Origin of the sequence: Parasulfitobacter algicola, assembly GCF_013315265.1 — a bacterium.
Taxonomy (GTDB): Bacteria; Pseudomonadota; Alphaproteobacteria; order Rhodobacterales; family Rhodobacteraceae; genus Parasulfitobacter; species Parasulfitobacter algicola.
In genome coordinates this window covers 199,500-218,104 of record NZ_JABUFE010000002.1, presented here as the reverse complement: position 1 = coordinate 218,104, position 18,605 = coordinate 199,500, and the positions used below count along the sequence as shown (strand labels likewise).

Here is an 18,605-nt window from a genome sequence, read left to right as displayed (position 1 = left end):
TTAGCGTTTTCAGAGCCAATCAGCTATTGTGGAAAAACAGGTCTTTGAACCGCAAAAGCGGCCTTACATTTCAATGCTTTCGGGAGTTTTTCCGCTGTAAAAAGCGGAATGGTGGAGCCTAGGGGAGTCGAACCCCTGACCTCTTGCATGCCATGCAAGCGCTCTCCCAACTGAGCTAAGGCCCCATGAAATGGGTGACTAAAGAACGCAAGGGGCGAGATCAAGTGAAAAATCGCCCCCAAGTGTTGTCTTATGTATCGTCATCGTCTGCAGGAACATCAGCGATTTCATCCAGTGAAACACTGTCGTCATCGTCGTCTTCCAGAACATCATCACCCAGATCTACGTCTGCATCATCGTCATCATCCAGAACGACATCTTCTTCGACTTCGTCGTCTTTCAACTTGGTGGTGGCAGGATCGGCTTTGTCAGCGATCATCGTGTGATTTTTGCCCGTATCCAAAGTGACGACTTCACCGGTATATGGGCTGACAATGGGATTGCGTCCCATGTCGTAAAACCGTTTACCGGTGGTTGGGCAAAGGCGCTTTACGCCCCATTCTTCCTTGGGCATTGGTTTTCCCTTTAAACTTGTCCAGGTTGCAAGATAATCTGCGCGACCTGCCATATGTCGCGGGCTGTGTCAAAGTGATTCCTGTGGTAACTTCGGTTAAACGAGCTGAGCAAATGAAAAAACACATCCTACCCGGGGTTCCCCCAGTTGAAATTCAGCTGCGTAAATCGCCGCGGGCGCGCAGATTGTCGTTGCGAATATCCCGGCTGGATGGCCGCGTGACGCTGACGATGCCCACTGGATTTGCGGTATCAGAAGCCGTGCGCTTTGCGATCGAAAAAGAGGCATGGCTGCGGTCCACGCTGGCGGCGCGACCGGCGGATTGTGATGTTGGTTTCGGAACAAGCGTTGCCTATCTGGGCAAGCCGGTTGAAATTGTTCCTGGTTCCGGGCGCGTGGCTACATATAAAGACGGTGTTTTACAGGTGCCGGGCGGCGCAGAAACTGTTGGTCGCAAGGTTCAGGCCTTTTTAAAAGCTCGCGCGAAACCTCAGTTGCATCGCGCAACGGAACATTATGCCCAAAAGCTTGGCCGGTCTTTCAGCAGAATTACTTTGCGCGATACGCGGTCGCGGTGGGGGTCGTGTTCGTCAGCGGGCAACCTGAATTATTCGTGGCGGTTGATCATGGCGCCGCCTGATGTGTTGAATTATGTGGCCGCCCACGAGGTTGCGCATTTGGCCGAAATGAACCATTCGGCGCGGTTCTGGTCGGTTGTGCGGGATATCCACGGGCCCTATGACGCCCAACGCGGCTGGTTGCGACACAAAGGGGAAAACCTGCATCGGTATCGGTTTGGGGATTGATAAGGGTGGAAAGGATCACCATGGTCTACAGATGCTGATACAGCCAAAATCCGAAGGGGGCACCCCACCGCAAGCGGCCGCCCATGACAGGATTTACCGCGTTCTGCGTAGCCGGATCATGCACGGTGAATTGCATCCCGGCCAGGCGTTGACCTTGCGTGGGATCGGGCAGGAATACGGTGTGTCGATGACACCCGTGCGCGAGGCGATGCGGCGACTTGTGGCAGAAGGGGCGCTGTCACTATCATCATCGGGGCGGGTCGCCACGCCCGAACTGTCTAACGAACGCATCGAAGAACTGGCCGCCCTGCGTGCCTTGCTGGAACCCGAACTGTCATCGCGGGCTTTGCCGCGTGCCCATATGGCGCTGATCGAGCGGTTGGAAAGCATAAACGGCACGATTGCCGTGGCAGTGACCAAAGGCGATGCCGTCAGCTATATTCGTAGCAATCTTGAATTCCACCGTACCCTCTATCTACGGGCGCAGGCGCCTGCGATGTTGGCGATGGCCGAAACAGTCTGGCTGCAACTGGGGCCCACGATGTGCAAGCTGTATGGGCGATTGCGCCGAACTGAACCACCGCGCCATCATCGGCTGATCCTGGCGGCCCTGAAGGCGGGGGATGAACCTGGGCTGCGGTTGGCCGTTCGCACAGATGTGACCGCAGGATTAAAGATGCTGGTAAGCTAGCGCCGCTCAATCAAACCCTATCTGGGTTTTCTTCGCGAAGAAGGCCCGTAAGGGCCTGACGAGCGTTACAAAACGATCTGATATTCCGGCTGAAACGGCGCATTTGTCTGGGTGCAAAACGTCAGGCCGTCGTGATCTGTGGCCGCACGGCCAAGCCCCACAGCGGCCGAGGTTGCGAACATCTGACCCGGCGCCAAGGCTGGGCACGACACCTGACATGCAGGAAAGTCCACGGCTGTCAAAAACTGACCATCAGGCCCATAACCTGCGACGCGCGATGATCCCCATTGGGCATTCCAAAGCGTGCCGTCCGCATCGACGATAGCACCGTCCGGGTTTCTATCTTCTGCGCGCAGATCCACGTGCACCTGCGCATCACCCAGGGGCCAACCGGTATCATCCAAGGGCTGTCGCTGGATTGTCTGCGTCGATGTATCGGCGAAATAGGCACATATTCGATCAGGTGCAAAACAGATCGCGTTTGAGATCGTGATATCGCCAAACAATCTGGTCAGCGCGCCGTTATAATAGCGATAGATGGCACCAGCCCCGGGCTCTGCGTTTTTGCCCATCGTCCCGATCCAGAAGCCGCCCCAAGGATCTGCACGACCGTCGTTTGACCGTGTCTTTGGATTATCTGCTTCCAGCGCACAGATATCATCGCGCTGCGCGGTATCCAGATCAAAGGTAAACAGCGCTGTTTCGGATGCGATCAGAAGCGTTTGTCGATCAACCCATCCCGCGGCCGAGACATGTTCATCGAACGGCCAGCTGTGTCCCTTGGTCATCAGACATTTGCCAAGGATGTCGAACCAGAACAGCTGTTCGCGCAACGGGTGCCATAACGGCCCTTCGCCCAGTTTGCAGATGCGGTCGTCGTAAACGACGCTCATGCGATGGCCTTGTCATATGCGGCGACGATTGCTTTGGCACGGTTGGCAACATCGTCTGGTGTCAGCCCGGGTGTATAAAGCGCGGATCCGATGCCGAACCCATCTGCGCTGGCAGCGATCCAATCTGCAAAATTATCCGCACCCGCACCACCAACCGCGTAAACTTTCGTGTCTTTCGGCAAAACGGCCCGCAGTGCCTTGATGCCCGACGGTCCGGCCAATTCGGCCGGGAACAGTTTTAACCCGTCTGCGCCTGCATTCAGCGCTGCAAACGCCTCGGTCGGGGTAAAGATACCGGGGAAGCTTTGCATGCCAAGGGCTTTGGTTTTTCGGATTACATCAACATCGCAATTGGGCGACACGATCAGGGTGCCGCCTGCACCGGCCACTTGTTGCACTTGATCGACTGTCAGAACAGTGCCCGCCCCGATCATGGCCTTTGTCCCGTGGACTTTCATCATCGCGGCGATGCTGTCCAGCGGATCAGGCGAATTCATCGGCACTTCGATCTGCGTGATGCCCGCGTCGATCAACGTTGCTGCCATTTGTGCAGCTTCGGGTGGTTTGACGCCGCGCAGAATGGCGATCAGGGGGCGGGTCATGCGGTTTCCTTTGTCTTGGCATAGGCCGCCGATAACCCTGCAAGGGTCATGCGGGGGGCGTCTGTGACGGTGGCAAACGCGCCTTGGGCCTGCAGAGCATCGGCATAATGTTTGGCAATTGTTGAACCGCCGATAATCGCGATTTGCTGGCCCAACCAATAAGGGCGCGAGGCTGCCAGTTCTGCCCCGATCAGTAACCCTGAGAGATAGGCACAGGCTTGACTTGGCGCGCGGTCGTGCAGCAGATCATCGGCGCGAATGGAAAATAGCCGCGCGGCGATGGCTTCGGGTCGGGAAATTGCCTCCGACACGGCGGTTTGAAAGGCGTCATCGTCCCAGCCATCGGTATCAATGGAATGACGCAGCACGCTGTGATGGGTTAGCAGATCAAACAGCTCGCCCGTCAGAAAGGTCTTGAAACTGATGATCTCATCCGCGCTGATCTGCACCCATTTCGTGTGTGTTCCGGGCAGGCAGATAACGCCATCCCAGTTTTTGTTCAGGCTTAGGAAACCGGCGATTTGCGTTTCTTCGCCGCGCATCACATCGGCGGGATCTTTTTGGCAGACGCCGGGGATGACATACACCTGAAGACGGGGATCTTGCAAAAAGTTGACAGCTGTCAACTGATTAACAAAAGGTTTACAAGGGGTTGTCTGATACGGCGCTTCGACCCAGCCCTGACGCGCGCCGACCATGCCGCAGGCGATCACCGGCGTCTTATTGGGACCCAGCCAATCGCCGATCAGATCCAGCAGGGCGGGTTCAAACCGGTCGCGGGTCAGTTTGCCCATGCCTTGATCAGACACCGCCTGATCCAGAACCGTTCCACTGGCGGTCATTGCCCAGACCCGCAGGTTCGACGTGCCCCAGTCGACCGCGAACCAGTCGGGATATGATTTATCCTGTGACATCAGCCCGTTACCACCACGCCGCCATCAATCACCAGCGCTTGTCCTGTCATCATTTTCGATGCCTTTGAGGCAAGAAAAAGTGTGCCGCCGACAATATCATCAGGCTCAAGCGGGTCTTTCAGACATTGACGATCCAGATGGGCGGCCAGACCTTCTTCGGTCACCCACATATCCTTTTGCTTCTGCGTCAACACCCAACCGGGGGCCAGCGCATTGACGCGTATTTTGTCGGGGCCGAATTCACGGGCCAGACTGCGCGTCATGCCGTTGATGCCCGAGTTGGCCGTCGTGTAGGCGGGATAGCCCGTGTTACCCATCATATAGCTGATCGAGGTGAAGTTGATAATCGACCCGCCGCCCGCGGCGCGCATGCCGGGGATCACCGCCTGGCAGGCAAAGAAATAGGCTTTCAGATTGATGGCCTGGGACCAGTCCCAGAAATCCTCGGTGACCTCCTCTGTCGTATGGCGCTTGTCATTGGCGGCATTGTTGACCAGCGTGGTGATCGGACCGTGAGCCTGCGCCGCTTGACCCATGGCGTTTTGCAGGGCAGGGATATCGGTGATGTCGCATTGGACAAAAAGGGGTCGCGCCCCATGTTTCTGCTCCATTTCATCGCAAAACTCTGTCGCATCGGACCGGCCGACAAAAGCGACCTTGGCGCCTTGGTTCAGGAAGCCGTCGGTCAGGAAGGCCCCAATACCAGACCCGCCGCCGGTGATGAAAACCGATGTATCTTTCAGATCAGGGAAAACAGCGGTCATCAGTGGCTTTCCCGTGTGACAGGGCGTGTGTCTTTGCCGACAAGGAAATCCAGATCGGCCCCCTGATCAGCTTGCAGAACATGGTCCACATACATCTTGGCATAGCCTCGCGTATAGTGCGGCGGATCAGGTTGCCATGTGGCGCGACGGCTGCTCAGTTCAGCCTCATCCACCAACAGATCCAGCGTGCCGTTGCTGGCCGATACACGGATGCGGTCGCCGGTTTTGACCAGCGCCAGCGGGCCACCCGCCTGGGCTTCGGGGCTGACATGCAGGATCACGGTACCGTAGGCAGTACCCGACATGCGCGCGTCGGAAATGCGGATCATGTCGCGGACGCCCTGTTGCACCAGCTTTTTCGGGATCGGCATATTGCCGACTTCGGGCATGCCGGGGTAGCCTTTTGGACCGCAGCCCTTGAGCACAAGGATTGTGTCTGCAGTCACTGGCAGATCATCGCGGTCGATGTTGGCTTTCATGTCTTCGATATTTTCGAAAACGTAAGCCTCACCTTCATGTTCCAGAAGTGCATCAGTTGCGGCTGAGGGCTTAATGATGGCCCCATTGGGCGCAAGGTTACCGCGTAGCACACGCAGGCCTGCGGCGGGTTTTACGGGCGCGTCCAAGGCGTGGATGACATCGCGGTTAAAACATTCAGCCCCGTCGGCGTAATGGCTGATATCGCCGCTCAGAATGGTGTTTGCGGGGCGCAGATGGTCTTTCAATTCGGCCAGAACGGCGGGGACGCCGCCTGCGTAACAAAAATCCTCCATCAGGTATTTGCCCGACGGCATGCAGTTGACCAACAAGGGGATATCGCTGCCGATTTCGAAATCGCTCAGCGTCAGATCAACATCTGCGCGGCCAGCCAGTGCCAGCAGGTGAACAACCGCGTTGGTTGACCCGCCGACAGCAGCATTCGCAATGATCGCGTTTTCGAACGCAGGTTTCGTCAGGACCTTCGATAATCTCAGGTCTTCCTCAACCATCTCAACGATCCGTTTGCCGGTCAGATGGGCCAGCGCCATGCGGCGCGCGTCTACGGCGGGCAGGGCGGCGTTGGTGGGCAAGGACAGACCCATCGCTTCGACAATAGACGCCATGGTCGACGCGGTGCCCATGGTCATGCAGACGCCCGCGCTGCGCGACATACCGGATTCGGCGCTCATGAAATCCTGCAGGGTCATTTCGCCCGCACGAACCGCTTCGGAAAACTTCCAGACGTCGGTGCCGCTGCCGATATCCTGACCGCGATATTTGCCGTTCAGCATCGGGCCTGAGCTGACGACGATACTGGGCAGATCAACGCTGGCCGCACCCATCAGCTGGCCAGGTGTGGTCTTGTCGCAGCCACCAAGAAGGACAACGCCATCAATGCCGTAGGCACGAATGGATTCTTCGACATCCATTGCCAACAGGTTGCGGAATAACATCGCCGTGGGCTTCATCTGGGTTTCACCCAGGGACATGACGGGGAATTCGACGGGAAAGCCGCCCGCCTCCCACACGCCGCGTTTGACGCCTTTGGCCAGGTCGCGCAGGCCGCTATTGCAGGGGGTCAGTTCGGACCATGTATTGCAAATGCCGATGATCGGGCGGCCATCGAAGGCGTGATCGGGAAAGCCCTGATTTTTCATCCAACTGCGGTGGATGAAGCCGTCTTTGTCCAGTTTGCCGTACCAGGCTTTTGATCTGCGGGTGGTCATTTACGGGGTCGCCTCCGGCGGGAATATTTTGGCCAAGAAGAAGGGATCAGGCTGCCTTGCGAATGCGCGCCCAATCGGGAAGCCAATCGGTGTGGGCGGCCAGTAGATCGGTTGTCAGATCGCGGATCTGGCGCAGGTCCAACTCGGCGGCGGTGTGCGGGTCCATATAGGCGGCGTGATAGATGTGGTCGATATTTTCATCCAGCAGCGCGCGCACGGTCAGTTCCTGTACGTTAATCTGGGTGCGCATGAGCGCGGCCAATTGCGGCGGCAGATCGGTGACGGTAGTGGGCTGGATCCCATTTGCATCAACCAAGCACGGCGTTTCGACCACGGCGCCCATAGACAGGGCAGGCAGTTGGCCGGTGTTGGGCAGATTGCCGTAGATGACATAGGGCGTGTCAGTGAGTTGCGCATTCATGATTTCGGCCGCGAATTCGTGGCTTTTGGGCACATCGATGCTAGCCGCGGTCTTCAGGGTTTCGGCCTGGGTGGACCAGTCAGCGATCTGTTCTTCGCAACGTTTGGGGTATTCGTCCAGCGGGATACCGAATATTTCGATCAGGTCGGGGCGGTCTTGTTTGATAAACCAAGGCACGTATTCGGCCAGATGTTCCGAGGATTCAGTGCAGAAATAGCCGAAGTGATCCATCACCTCGTAGCGGACATGGTTGGGACAGCGGGGCATTAGCAGCGGCGGCTTGGGCAGGCGGCCGGTATGATACCCCGTGCGCAAATCGGGATACAGATCACGGCCCTGATGGGTCAGATCAAGGAAAAAGGCCACGTGATTGATACCCGCCACACGATAGCGGATTTCATGTTCGGGCAGATCCAGATCATGGGCGATTTCCTGAACGGTATTCTGGACCGAATGGCACAGCCCCACCTGTTTGATATCCGGATAGCGTTCCGCCAGCGCCCAGCAATTGATCGCCATTGGGTTGACGTATTGCAACAGCGTCGCGCCCGGACACACAGCGCGCATATCTTCAGCCACTTTCCACAGATGTGGCACGGTGCGCAGGCCGCGCATGATACCACCGATGCCAAGCGTATCGGCAATGGTCTGGCGCAGGCCATATTGCTTTGGGGTGTCGAAATCGGTGACGGTGCAGGGCTTATAGCCGCCAATCTGAAATGCGGTTACGACGAAATCAGCGCCATTCAGGGCGGCACGTTGATCGGTGTATGTTTCGACCAACGCACCTGTGCCCATCGTCGCAATCATCTTACGGGCCACCAGAGCGCTTTCGTCCAGCCGTGTTGTGTCAATGTCCATCAGCGCAAAGGTGGCATCGCGCAGCGCATCGAAATGTAGGCAATCGCCTACGATGTTTTTCATGAAAATGGTGGATCCGGCACCGATAAAAGCGATCTTGGTCATTTAACAGCCCCCAAGGTAAGACCTGCGATGAAGTGTTTCTGCATCAGGAAGAACATGGCGACAGGCGGCAGGGCGGCGACGATGCTGCCCGCGCTCATCAGGTGATAGGCGGCGCGGAATTGCGCGTTGAACGATGTGATACCCGCTGTGACCGGCTGGCTTTCGACGCCTTGGGTCAAAACGATGGCCCAGAAATAATCGTTCCAGATAAAGGTAAAGATCAGCACTGACAGGGCCGCAATCGCAGGCTTCATCAGGGGCAGCACGACATAGACAAAAATACGCCATTCAGCGATGCCTTCGACGCGGGCAGCTTCGATCAGTTCAAAGGGCAGCGCGCGGATGAAGTTACGCATGAACAAGGTGCAAAATCCGGTCTGGAAGGCGACGTGAAACAGCACAAGGCCCAGTTTCGTGTTATAAAGCCCCATATCAAGGGTCAAATCGCGGACGGGCACCATCAGGATCTGGAAAGGTACGAAATTGCCCGCGACGAACATGAAGAAAATCCACAGGTTCGACTTGAACTTATAGATGCCAAGCGCAAAGCCGGTCATGCAGGATAGGGCCACAGCACCAATAACCGTTGGCACAGTGATGAAAACGGAATTGAGCAGATAGCGCGGCATGTCGCTGTCGAAAAAGACTCTGCCATAGTTGTTGAAGCCTTCGAAAGACGACGGAAATCCCCAATAGTTGCCAGTGGTAAAATCGGCCTCGGGTTTGATGGAAAAGACGGCGACGGCAAGCAGGGGCAAAAGCCACATGATCAGCGCAAGAGGTAAAAGACCCTGATAGGTCAGTTGCCACGTGCGAGATGATTTTTCGATGGGTTTTGGAAACATCAGCTGACCTTTCGCGCAGGCAGGGGGTCACGCACAGACTTAGGCAGTGATTTGCGGATCACGTCATAGGATACGCCAAGGCGATGCACCATTTCGTCTTTTGTCGTGGTATCGAATGGCAGCCTGACCCAGCTTTTGTGGAAATAAGGTGCGCGGATAGCGGTGCCTGTATCAATCAGCATGGTGGCTGTGTCGACATCAGGACATTTTACGGACACACCATTCATGTCGCGTTCGCCCCCGAAACAGGCAAACATCTTGCCGCCCACTTTCCAACTGACCAATTCTGGCGGGTGGGCTTGTATGGCACCCGGAAAACCAGCGCAGATGGTATCGGCGTCTTGACGGATCAAGGTCATCTTGTGCGTTCCTCTTGGTACATCGACCACAGGAAATACGCGATAAAGATCAGCATGATCAGGAACAGGACCACGGCGATGGCAGCACCGTATCCCATACGGAAGCCATATTCGGACAGGGCGACTTCGAACATGTAAAAACTAAGCACGCGGCTTTCGCCAAAGGGACCACCGTTGGTCATGATGCTGATCAGGTCAAACGACCTGAGCGCGCCGATGATGGTGACGACAAAAGCGATGAATGTGGCGGGCTTGAGTTGCGGCAAGATCACATACCACAACATCCGCGCGCCCTTAGCCCCATCCAGACGCGCCGCTTCAACCTGTTCTGGGTCCACGGCGTTCAGGCCGGTCAGATACAGGATCATGCAATAGGCCGTCTGCGGCCATAGCCCGGCCAGAATGATCCCATAGGTGACATAGTTTTCGTCGCCCAGAACATTGATCGGACCCATGCCAAACGTTCCGATGATGGAATTCAAAAGTCCGAATGTGGGATCATAGAACCAGGTAAAGACCAGCCCGACGACGACTTGGGAAATCACGAAGGGAAAGAAAAACAGCGACTTATACAGGCGAATGCCAGTGACGGTCTGGTTCAGGAAAAGGGCGATGAACAGACCACCTGGAATCGCAAGAAGGTATAGCACCAACCACAGAAGATTGTTCCAAAGGGATGTGTAAAAAGCGTCATCCCAATACAGTTCTTGATAATTTTCAACGCCGACAAATTCCGCATCCCCCAGTCCGTCCCAGTCATAGAACGAGACGTTAAAGCTTTGGAAGATCGGGAAAATAACGTAAAATGCGAAAAACAGAATGCCAGGGGCCAGAAAAAGCCAAGGCGAAATCCCGATCTGATTGCGTCGCCACCAGGATGATTTCGGTGGATCATATTCGGTCTGAGGAAGCGCTGTTGTCATGCGGGCCTCGGCAATCGTTTTGGGGTTTCATGGGGTGGCCCCACCCTGTGGTCAGGATGGGGCGATTATTTTAGTAGATACGCTGACGCGCACGTTCCAGGCGGTTCAGGATGGTGTCCAGATTATCAGGACGCACCATGAATTCCTGAAAGCCTTCCATCGCCGCTTTTGCCATTTCAGCAGGGGCATCGCGGTCAAAGAACTGCGCCAGGGCCGATGCGTTGTTCAGCATCTCGAACCCTTCGACGACGAATTTGTCGTCCTGGTTCACGGATGACTGATTGTTCACCGGCAACTGGCCCAACTGGCCGTTGATCTCTGTTTGAACATCTGCCGAAGTGACATAACGCAGGAACGCACGGGCGTTATCCTTATTGGCCGCATTCGCTGGAATATGCAGCGTGTCGGTTGGCGCATCTTCGGCCATTGGGATGCCTTCGACGATCATCGGGAACTGGTGGAAATCCAGTTCATCATCGGTCAGGCCTGCGGTTTGCATCGGATCAACCGCAAAGTTCCCCATCAGATACGCCGCAGCATCGCCTTGGACCATAAACGGCAGTGCTTCCTGCCAGCTATAGCTGGTGTGGTTGTCGATAAAGGCCCCCATGTCGATCAGCTCGCGCCAGTTGGCGAAGGTCTGTTTGACACGATCGTCTGTCCATTCGACTTCGCCGTTGGTCAAAGCCATGTGGAATTCATAACCATTGGTGCGCAGGTTCAGATAGTCAAACCAGCCCGCAGCCGTCCACAGAAACTTGGTTCCGATGGTGAAGCATTTGATATCATTGTCCAGCAAAGTCTGGCAGTTTGCCTTGAATTCATCCCATGTTTTGGGCTCGCTCAGGCCGTATTGTTCATAGATATCTTTGCGGTAATAAATACCCCAATGATAGTAAGAATAGGGCACGCCCCATTGCTTGCCATCAAGTGTCATCGCGGATTTGGTGGAAGCCAGCTGTGTGCTTAGCTCATCATCCCACAGGTCTGATACATCCTCGAAAAGTCCAGGTTCAACATAGGGCAGCATGCGGTTGCCTGCGTACCATGCCGCCACATCGGGCGGATTGGCTGTCAGGAAGTTGCGGATCTGGGTTTTATAAGCCTCGCGATCAATGATAGTCGTTTCGATATTCAGATCCGGGTGCATGGTCTGAAAGTCTTCGATCAGACCTTCGAACGTCGCACGTGGCGCCGGATTCGACGTATCAAGGAATATTTTCAGATCGCCGGTCAGCTTTTCGCTGTGGCCCGCTGCAAACGCACTGCTTGCAAGGATGGCGGTCGTCGCAAACGCCGCGATGGACGCTTTCAACATGGAACGCATGGTTTCCTCCCTGGATGCTTTCCTAAATTTCGGTTTCATTATTTGAAACTTAGTTTTGTATATTGAAATCTTAACGCCGACTCGCCTAGGGTTGTCAACAGGTCGAAGCAGAGATTCTAAAAAACGCTGACCTAAGGGAGGGTACATGACCGCGACGCAGTCAGGCGACGGCACAGTCGGCAAGGCTTTGGACGTTTTGGACCAGGTTGCTGGTTTTGGCCGCCCTGTGCGTTTCGGTGAATTGCTGGATGGGTCGTCCTTTCCCAAGGCGACACTGTACCGCTTTGTGCAGACGCTGACCAACCAAGGGATGCTGCGGTTTGATCCGGATCGTCAGACTTATGCATTAGGTGTGCGACTGGTGCGTCTGGCCCATGCGGCCTGGGAACAATCCAGCCTGGCGCCTTTGGCGCGACCGCATCTGGATGTGCTAAGCGGTCAGGTGGGCGAAACTGTGCATTTGGCGCAGATCGATAATGCACATGTACTTTATGTCGATAAACGCAACGCCGCAGACCCGATTGAGATGTACAGCCAGGCGGGCAAGGTTGGCCCGGCCTATTGTACAGGCGTGGGCAAAGTGATGTTGGCTTATCTGGCGGAAAACGAACTGCAGCGCATTCTGCCGATGCAGGCGTTTCACCGGTTTACGGCCCATACTTTGGTAGACGAAGCCGCTTTGCGTGCAGAATTGGCCGATATCCGTACCAACGGTTACGGCTTTGACCGCGAAGAACACGAACCGGGCATTATCTGTGTCGCGGTCCCGATCTTAACAGCGCGAGGGCGGCTTTTGGGTGCCCTGTCAGTGACCAGTTCAACCACACGCACGACTTTAGCGGCACTGGAAAGCCATGTACCACTGATCAAACAAACGGCCCGCGCCATCGCAGAGGAGGCGCAGGCTTGGCGTTTTCCTGATCAAATGCGCGCGCAAACGGGGGGATAGACGATGTCAGGTGTCACACTGAACGAGGTGATCAAACGCTATGGCGACGTGCAGGTAATCCATGGTGTGGATCTGCAGATCGAAGATGGGGAATTCTGTGTCTTCGTCGGGCCATCGGGTTGCGGAAAATCAACGCTTTTACGGATGGTTGCTGGGCTTGAAGAAACGACAGAAGGGCAGATCAAAATCGGTCAACGGGACGTGACGCGGATGGACCCGGCGGATCGTGGCGTGGCGATGGTGTTTCAGACCTATGCGCTTTATCCGCACATGACGGTCGAGGAAAACATGGGATTTGGCCTGAAGATGAACGGCCATCCTGCGGCTGAAATTCGCCGCAAGGTTGGCGATGCCAGTCAGGTTCTCAAACTGGACGATTATCTGAAACGCAAGCCCAAGGCACTGTCGGGTGGACAACGTCAGCGGGTGGCGATCGGGCGTGCCATTGTGCGTGGCCCCGAGGTGTTTTTGTTCGACGAACCCCTGTCCAATCTGGATGCCGAATTGCGGGTCGAAATGCGCGTTGAGATTGCGCGATTGCATCAGGAAATTGGCGCCACGATGATCTATGTGACCCATGATCAGGTCGAAGCGATGACACTGGCGGATAAGATCGTCGTGCTGCGCGCAGGTGTGATCGAACAGGTCGGCGCGCCGATGGATCTGTACCGTAACCCGGATAATAAATTCGTGGCAGGTTTCATCGGATCGCCTGCGATGAACTTTGTGAACGGACACGTTCAGGGGGGTGCAGTGGTTGTGCCAGGACTGGATCAGACAGTTCAAATGGATTTGACGCTGCCTGATGACGGGACCGCCATAACTCTGGGTATCCGGCCCGAACACATTGAAATCATTGCGGGAAGTACACATAAAGTCGAACTGACCGAGGCGCTTGGCGGTGTGTCTTATGCCTATCTTGTGGCGTCGACCGGTGAAAAACTGATTGTCGAGGAACGCGGGGACGAACGGTCGAAAATCGGTGATATGGTTGGGCTGAAATACGACCCCATTCGTGCGATGTTATTTCATGCGGAAACTGAGGCGCGGATCAGGTGATACGCGCCCGTTTTTATGTACTTTCCCTTTTGCCGTAATAAAGGCCAATAACATGTTCGGCCTCGGCAAAGAAAAGCCAGCGGGATGTCAGGACGCCTGCCAAGTGACTTAAGGCGGCAAGTGCGCCCAGAGTATGGGAAAATGGCAGCAACAACAGGATTATAGGCAAGATCGCCATCAATGTGATTGCGATAATTCGCAGTTTTTGGCTGTGCTTGCGGCCAACCACGTGGACCATCTCTTTCAGCAGATAATTGTTGCCGGTGTGCGGTGGCTCAAACGCGGTGACTTTACCGATTGTACCCAAACCGGTTGCCGTTTCCATTGTGGTGCCGGATTTTGCAAAACGGGTGTCGCCCAGATACCAGACGGCGCCCTGTAAGACGCCGGAAAGCGTTATTAAAATAAGGGCATAGGTGACCTGCCCCGCAAGTAATGCACCGCCGGCCAGCGACAGCATCAGAAACAACGCAGGCGTTGTGGGCTGGTTCCAGCGGGGGACGGTTTTCAACTGGCCATAAATCATCGACGTGGCATAGACTGTGGCCAGCGCAAGTGCGCTGCCGATCCAGCCAAGGGGCGCGATGCGCGTGGCGAAAAACACAGCACCAATGGCGTATAACCCCATGAACGTCAGGGCAAAAACGGACAGCCACGCTTCGCGGCTAAGCCAGCTGGTTTGCCATTGCGTAAAGGCCTTGAGCGCACGTTGCGGATTACCCAAGTGAAAGGTTGAACTGATCAGCCCGCCGATGGCCAGCAGGTAAGCGATTGTAAAGAAAGCAAAAGCTGAAAATCCAGTGACGGGCGGAAAGCCAAGGCCCAGCCAGAACAGCAGGCCAAATCCAAGGCCGGACAAAACGGTGAACAGAATAATTGATGGGGCTGGATGCATTTTTTACAGTTTTTCCAATGTCTTATCGAGCCAACCCAGAAAACCCTTGGGCTCTTCCGCGACGGGGTCCAGAAGGGGGGCCAGAATGTCGATCTGGTCCCATGTATCCTTGGGGCGCGGGGGCAGGTATTTGTTGACAGGTTTTGTGCCCTGTTCCGGCATCAGATCAATGCCGCCGCGTTCGGCGACTAACTTACTGACATCGCTTTCAGAATCCGCCAGATCGCCAAAGTGGCGGGCATTTGACGGACAGGTGCGGACACAAGCCGGTTGACGGTCTTCTTCGGGCAGGTTTTCGTTATAGATACGGTCGACACATAGGGTGCATTTCTTCATAACCCCTTGATCTGAATCCATTTCTCGCGCGCCATAAGGACAGGCCCAGGCACACAGGCCACAGCCGATACAGTCGCTTTCATTCACCAGAACTATGCCGTCTTCGACCCGCTTATAGCTGGCCCCGGTTGGGCAGACGGTCACGCAGGGCGCATCGTCGCAATGCAAACAGCTTTTGGGAAAGTGGATAAGCTGCGCAACCCCTTGATTTGGTTGAACTTCATAGGAATGGACGCGGTTTAGGAATGTACCTGTTGGGTCGGCGCCATAAGGATCCTGATCAGATAATGGCGCACCGTAATTTTCGGTATTCCAGCCCTTGCAGGATACAACGCAGGCATGACAGCCAACGCAGGTATCTAGGTCGATCACAAGGCCCAGTTTCTTTTCGGTATGGGTGGGAAGTTGGGTCATTTTATGGCCTCCCGTATGAAGTTTTGTATATTTTGTACACGGGTTTTGTACTTAAATTTTTGTACAAAACTGCATTTGCATTCTCATAGGAAAACGCGGGGGCGATCCTTGGGTCGGTCAGGGCTCTGTTATGCTTTTTATAATACAGAACAGTTATCATTCGCCCACCTTCCACGTCAGCTTGTCCGGGCCCTGTCCGACCGGGGATTTTTGCGGTGGGAATTCGGGTTGGGCTTCGGCGGGGGCATCGACTTTTTCGATCTTCACTTTCAGGTCGAACCACGCGGCCTGGCCTGTGATGGGGTCCGAATTAGACCAGCGTAGGCCGTCGCCTTTGGGGGGCAAGAGTTCGTGAATGATGTGGTTGAGCAGAAAGCCCTGGGTGGCCTCGGGCGCGTCTTTGTCCAGCGCCCAGGCGCCTTTGCGTTTGCCAATGGCGTTCCATGTCCAGATGGTGTGATCGTTCAGCGCGGCCATATGTGCGACGGGCACAGTGATGGATCCGTGGGGCGAGGTGACACGCGCCCAATCACCGGTGTTAAAGCCGTTGGCTTCCCAAAGTTTGGTCGGGATATACATCGGATTACGACCATGGATCTGGCGCAGCCATGCGTTTTGCGTACCCCAGCTGTGATACATGGCCATAGGCCGCTGGGTCAGGGCATGGATGGGGAATTCATCGGACCCTTGCTGGTCCTCTTCATTCACATCGTACCAAATCGGCAGCGGGTCCATCTTTTGTCTAATCTGGTCGCGCAGATGATCCGGGGGCTGGCGGGTGCCGTGCCCGTCGGCGGCCCGTTGGAACTTGCGCATGGGTTCGACATACAGTTGAAAGATGTACGGTTGCACACTGTCGTAAAAACCCTTGGCCACGGCCCAATCCTGATACGCCTTATTCCATGGTTTATAATACAGCGCTTCGTTTGGGATATGTTCCATCCAGAAGCCGCCGTTTTCGATATAGCGGTCGATCTGATTGGGGTTTGCATCACCCCGCCCATCACCACCCTCGCGCCATCCGGCCAGTGGGCCGATGCCCGGGCGGCGGATGTGGTGGGTCATATAGTCAGCGTAGTCTTTGTATTTGGCGCTGCCGTCTTCATTGATGAAACCTGGCAGTTTCAGCCGTGCGCCCAGATCGACAAGAACAGACTGGAAGCCGCGCACGTTGCGATCTGGTTCGATCACGGGCCAGCGGATGGCGTCGGCCACGGCATCGGCTTCGCAGATGGGACGGTCCAGCAGACTGATGCAATCGTGGCGTTCCAAATAGGTCGTATCGGGCAGGATCAGATCGGCATAGGCCACCATTTCCGAGGAATAGGCATCGGAATAAATGATGTGCGGGATAACATAATCGCCGTTTTCATCGGTGTCGGTCAGCATATCCATTACGCCAGCCGAGTTCATAGACGAATTCCACGACATATTCGCCATATACAGAAACAGCGTGTCGATCTGATAGGGATCGCCCGCGTGGGCATTGCTGATGACCATATGCATCAGGCCGTGGGCGCTCATCGGGTTTTCCCAGGTGAAGGCCTTGTCGATGCGGGCCGGTGTGCCGTCGTCGTTCAGGCACAGATCTTCGGGGCCGTGTACAAAGCCCAGATGCGGGCCGTCCAGTGGTTGGCCCGGTGTGACGCGGCAATGGGGTTTGGGATGCGCGGTCGCAGGCTTGGGATAGGGCGGTTTGAAACGGAAGCCGCCTGGAACCTCGACACTGCCAAGAATGATCTGCAAAACGTGCAGAGCGCGGCAGGTCTGGAAGCCATTCGCATGGGCCGAGATGCCGCGCATGGAATGAAAGCTGACGGGTCGGCCGATCATCTTATCATAGGAATGACCGCGGAAATCGGTCCAGGGCTGGTCGATCTCAATCGCTTCGTCAAAGGCGACGCGGGCCAATTCGGCGGCAATCAGTTTGATCTTTTGCGCGGGGATGCCGCAGCGTTTGGCGACGGCATCGGGGGCATATTGCGGATCAAGATAGCGTTCGATCAGCTTGGTAAAGACAGTATCGGCCCCACGCAGATCGGGGATGATATTTTGTGCGTCAAAGGGCACGGTTTCGCCAGTGGTGCGATCCCGAACCAAGGGGCGGCCTTCGCCGTCACGTTGAAACAAGCCGTCATCATCCAGCAGCACAGGCGCGTTGGTGCGGTGGGCCAGATAGTCCAGATCGATCTTGCCTGCCTTCAGCAGTTCATGGATCAGCGCCAGAATAAGCAACCCATCGGTACCGGGCGTGATGCCCAGCCATTCATCTGCAATCGCGTTATAGCCAGTGCGGATCGGATTAACGCCAATCACCTTGGCACCGCGTTCTTTCAGCCGGCCCAGACCCATCTTGATCGGGTTGCTGTCGTGATCTTCGGCCACGCCAAACAACATGAACAGTTTCGTGCGTTCCCAATCAGGTTGGCCGAATTCCCAGAACGCCCCGCCCATTGTATAGATGCCAGCAGCGGCCATATTGACGCTGCAAAACCCGCCGTGCGCTGCGTAATTGGGGGTGCCAAAGCCCTGGGCCCAAAAGCTGGTAAAACTTTGCGATTGATCGCGACCGGTGAAAAACGCCAGCTTTTCGGGTGCGGCTTCACGGATGGGGGCCAGCCAGTCGGTGGCGATGCCCAGTGCTTCGTCCCAAGTGATTTCTTCGAACTCACCCGACCCACGCGGTCCCACACGTTTCAGCGGCGCCCGCAGGCGGGATGGTGCGTTGACCTGCATGATGCCTGCCGATCCCTTGGCACAAAGAACACCGCGATTCACCGGGTGATCGCGGTTGCCTTCGATATAGGCGACCTTACCATTTTTCAGATGCACATTAATCCCACAGCGACACGCGCACATGTAACATGTGGTTTGTCGTACCTCATCTGAAACATGCGGCGAGGTATTAAGATCAGGTTGCGTACGGGCCATCAGGATTCCATCTGTCTTGTCGTTCTGCGCAAGTTAGGCGGAAATTACGCCGTCTGCACAGGCTTTTTTCAGCTAAAATTATGCAAGTTTTGCATTTTTATATTTTCGGCATCCATTGTTATTAAGGTTGTATTACCCAACGTAAAGCAACTTTAGGTTGTTTGAAAAAGTTAATGACGCTACGTTTTCTGAGGAAAAGCGAGTCGATATCTGCGCCTGTAATGGTTGAA

18 protein-coding genes and 1 tRNA gene are annotated in these 18,605 nt (G+C 55.6%); 4 read left to right on the top strand and 15 right to left on the bottom strand.

Going from position 1 to position 18,605, the window contains the following annotated elements; translation table 11 throughout:
* Positions 1–109: 109 nt before the first annotated feature.
* Both HRQ87_RS04825 and HRQ87_RS04820 read right to left on the bottom strand, forming a co-directional pair.
* Positions 110–185 (bottom strand) — tRNA-Ala (locus tag HRQ87_RS04825).
* A gap of 65 nt (positions 186–250) precedes the next feature.
* Entirely contained in the window at positions 251–574 is a 324-nt protein-coding gene (locus HRQ87_RS04820) for a TIGR02300 family protein (protein WP_174135810.1), read from the bottom strand.
* 113 nt (positions 575–687) lie between these two features.
* Between HRQ87_RS04820 and HRQ87_RS04815 the strand changes: the two genes are divergently transcribed.
* On the top strand, positions 688–1,380 hold the full coding sequence (locus HRQ87_RS04815) for a M48 family metallopeptidase (RefSeq protein WP_174135808.1): 693 nt from the start codon (positions 688–690) through the stop codon (positions 1,378–1,380).
* A gap of 31 nt (positions 1,381–1,411) precedes the next feature.
* A complete protein-coding gene (locus tag HRQ87_RS04810; RefSeq protein WP_174135806.1) occupies positions 1,412–2,071 on the top strand; it encodes a GntR family transcriptional regulator in 660 nt (219 codons plus the stop codon).
* A 65-nt stretch (positions 2,072–2,136) separates the two neighbouring features.
* Here the strand turns inward: HRQ87_RS04810 and HRQ87_RS04805 are convergent, their stop codons facing one another.
* The 10 genes from HRQ87_RS04805 to HRQ87_RS04760 all read right to left on the bottom strand — a co-directional run bounded on the left by HRQ87_RS04805 (position 2,137) and on the right by HRQ87_RS04760 (position 11,791).
* The gene (locus HRQ87_RS04805; protein WP_174135804.1) at positions 2,137–2,964 is read right to left on the bottom strand and encodes an SMP-30/gluconolactonase/LRE family protein; all 828 of its coding nucleotides are present in this window, start codon (positions 2,962–2,964) and stop codon (positions 2,137–2,139) included.
* Complete coding sequence (locus HRQ87_RS04800) at positions 2,961–3,566, bottom strand: 2-dehydro-3-deoxy-6-phosphogalactonate aldolase (RefSeq protein WP_174135802.1); 606 nt, start codon at positions 3,564–3,566, stop codon at positions 2,961–2,963. Before HRQ87_RS04800 ends, HRQ87_RS04805 begins: the two co-directional genes overlap by 4 nt.
* Complete coding sequence (locus HRQ87_RS04795) at positions 3,563–4,480, bottom strand: 2-dehydro-3-deoxygalactonokinase (RefSeq protein ID WP_174135800.1); 918 nt, start codon at positions 4,478–4,480, stop codon at positions 3,563–3,565. The genes HRQ87_RS04800 and HRQ87_RS04795 overlap by 4 nt, the downstream gene beginning before the upstream one ends.
* The gene (locus tag HRQ87_RS04790; RefSeq protein WP_174135798.1) at positions 4,480–5,244 is read right to left on the bottom strand and encodes an SDR family NAD(P)-dependent oxidoreductase; all 765 of its coding nucleotides are present in this window, start codon (positions 5,242–5,244) and stop codon (positions 4,480–4,482) included. Before HRQ87_RS04790 ends, HRQ87_RS04795 begins: the two co-directional genes overlap by 1 nt.
* Positions 5,244–6,950 (bottom strand): IlvD/Edd family dehydratase, encoded by a 1,707-nt coding sequence (locus HRQ87_RS04785; protein ID WP_174135796.1) that lies wholly within the window; start codon positions 6,948–6,950, stop codon positions 5,244–5,246. The genes HRQ87_RS04790 and HRQ87_RS04785 overlap by 1 nt, the downstream gene beginning before the upstream one ends.
* 46 nt (positions 6,951–6,996) lie before the next feature.
* Positions 6,997–8,337 carry an alpha-glucosidase/alpha-galactosidase gene (melA, locus tag HRQ87_RS04780; RefSeq protein ID WP_174135794.1) on the bottom strand — a complete coding sequence of 447 codons (1,341 nt, stop codon included), beginning with the start codon at positions 8,335–8,337 and terminating at the stop codon, positions 6,997–6,999.
* Positions 8,334–9,182 carry a carbohydrate ABC transporter permease gene (locus HRQ87_RS04775; RefSeq protein WP_174135792.1) on the bottom strand — a complete coding sequence of 283 codons (849 nt, stop codon included), beginning with the start codon at positions 9,180–9,182 and terminating at the stop codon, positions 8,334–8,336. Before HRQ87_RS04775 ends, melA begins: the two co-directional genes overlap by 4 nt.
* A complete protein-coding gene (locus HRQ87_RS04770; RefSeq protein ID WP_174135790.1) occupies positions 9,182–9,541 on the bottom strand; it encodes an MmcQ/YjbR family DNA-binding protein in 360 nt (119 codons plus the stop codon). The genes HRQ87_RS04775 and HRQ87_RS04770 overlap by 1 nt, the downstream gene beginning before the upstream one ends.
* Positions 9,538–10,464, bottom strand: coding sequence for a carbohydrate ABC transporter permease (locus HRQ87_RS04765; RefSeq protein WP_174135788.1), 927 nt, complete (start codon positions 10,462–10,464; stop codon positions 9,538–9,540). The genes HRQ87_RS04770 and HRQ87_RS04765 overlap by 4 nt, the downstream gene beginning before the upstream one ends.
* A 70-nt stretch (positions 10,465–10,534) precedes the next feature.
* On the bottom strand, positions 10,535–11,791 hold the full coding sequence (locus tag HRQ87_RS04760; protein ID WP_174135786.1) for an ABC transporter substrate-binding protein: 1,257 nt from the start codon (positions 11,789–11,791) through the stop codon (positions 10,535–10,537).
* 145 nt (positions 11,792–11,936) lie between these two features.
* Here HRQ87_RS04760 and HRQ87_RS04755 point away from each other — a divergent pair, with 145 nt between their 5' ends.
* Together HRQ87_RS04755 and HRQ87_RS04750 are read left to right on the top strand one after the other, a co-directional pair.
* Positions 11,937–12,740, top strand: coding sequence for an IclR family transcriptional regulator (locus HRQ87_RS04755; RefSeq protein ID WP_174135784.1), 804 nt, complete (start codon positions 11,937–11,939; stop codon positions 12,738–12,740).
* Between the two features lie 3 nt (positions 12,741–12,743).
* Complete coding sequence (locus tag HRQ87_RS04750; RefSeq protein WP_174135782.1) at positions 12,744–13,799, top strand: ABC transporter ATP-binding protein; 1,056 nt, start codon at positions 12,744–12,746, stop codon at positions 13,797–13,799.
* 13 nt (positions 13,800–13,812) lie between these two features.
* Here HRQ87_RS04750 and HRQ87_RS04745 read toward each other — a convergent pair whose 3' ends face one another.
* The 3 genes from HRQ87_RS04745 to HRQ87_RS04735 all read right to left on the bottom strand — a co-directional run bounded on the left by HRQ87_RS04745 (position 13,813) and on the right by HRQ87_RS04735 (position 18,375).
* Positions 13,813–14,694: a dimethyl sulfoxide reductase anchor subunit family protein gene (locus tag HRQ87_RS04745; RefSeq protein WP_174135780.1), complete on the bottom strand. Its 882-nt coding sequence runs from the start codon at positions 14,692–14,694 to the stop codon at positions 13,813–13,815.
* 3 nt (positions 14,695–14,697) lie between these two features.
* On the bottom strand, positions 14,698–15,444 hold the full coding sequence (locus tag HRQ87_RS04740; protein WP_174135779.1) for a 4Fe-4S dicluster domain-containing protein: 747 nt from the start codon (positions 15,442–15,444) through the stop codon (positions 14,698–14,700).
* A gap of 156 nt (positions 15,445–15,600) precedes the next feature.
* Positions 15,601–18,375: a molybdopterin oxidoreductase family protein gene (locus HRQ87_RS04735; RefSeq protein ID WP_174135777.1), complete on the bottom strand. Its 2,775-nt coding sequence runs from the start codon at positions 18,373–18,375 to the stop codon at positions 15,601–15,603.
* Between the last annotated feature and the right edge of the window lie 230 nt (positions 18,376–18,605).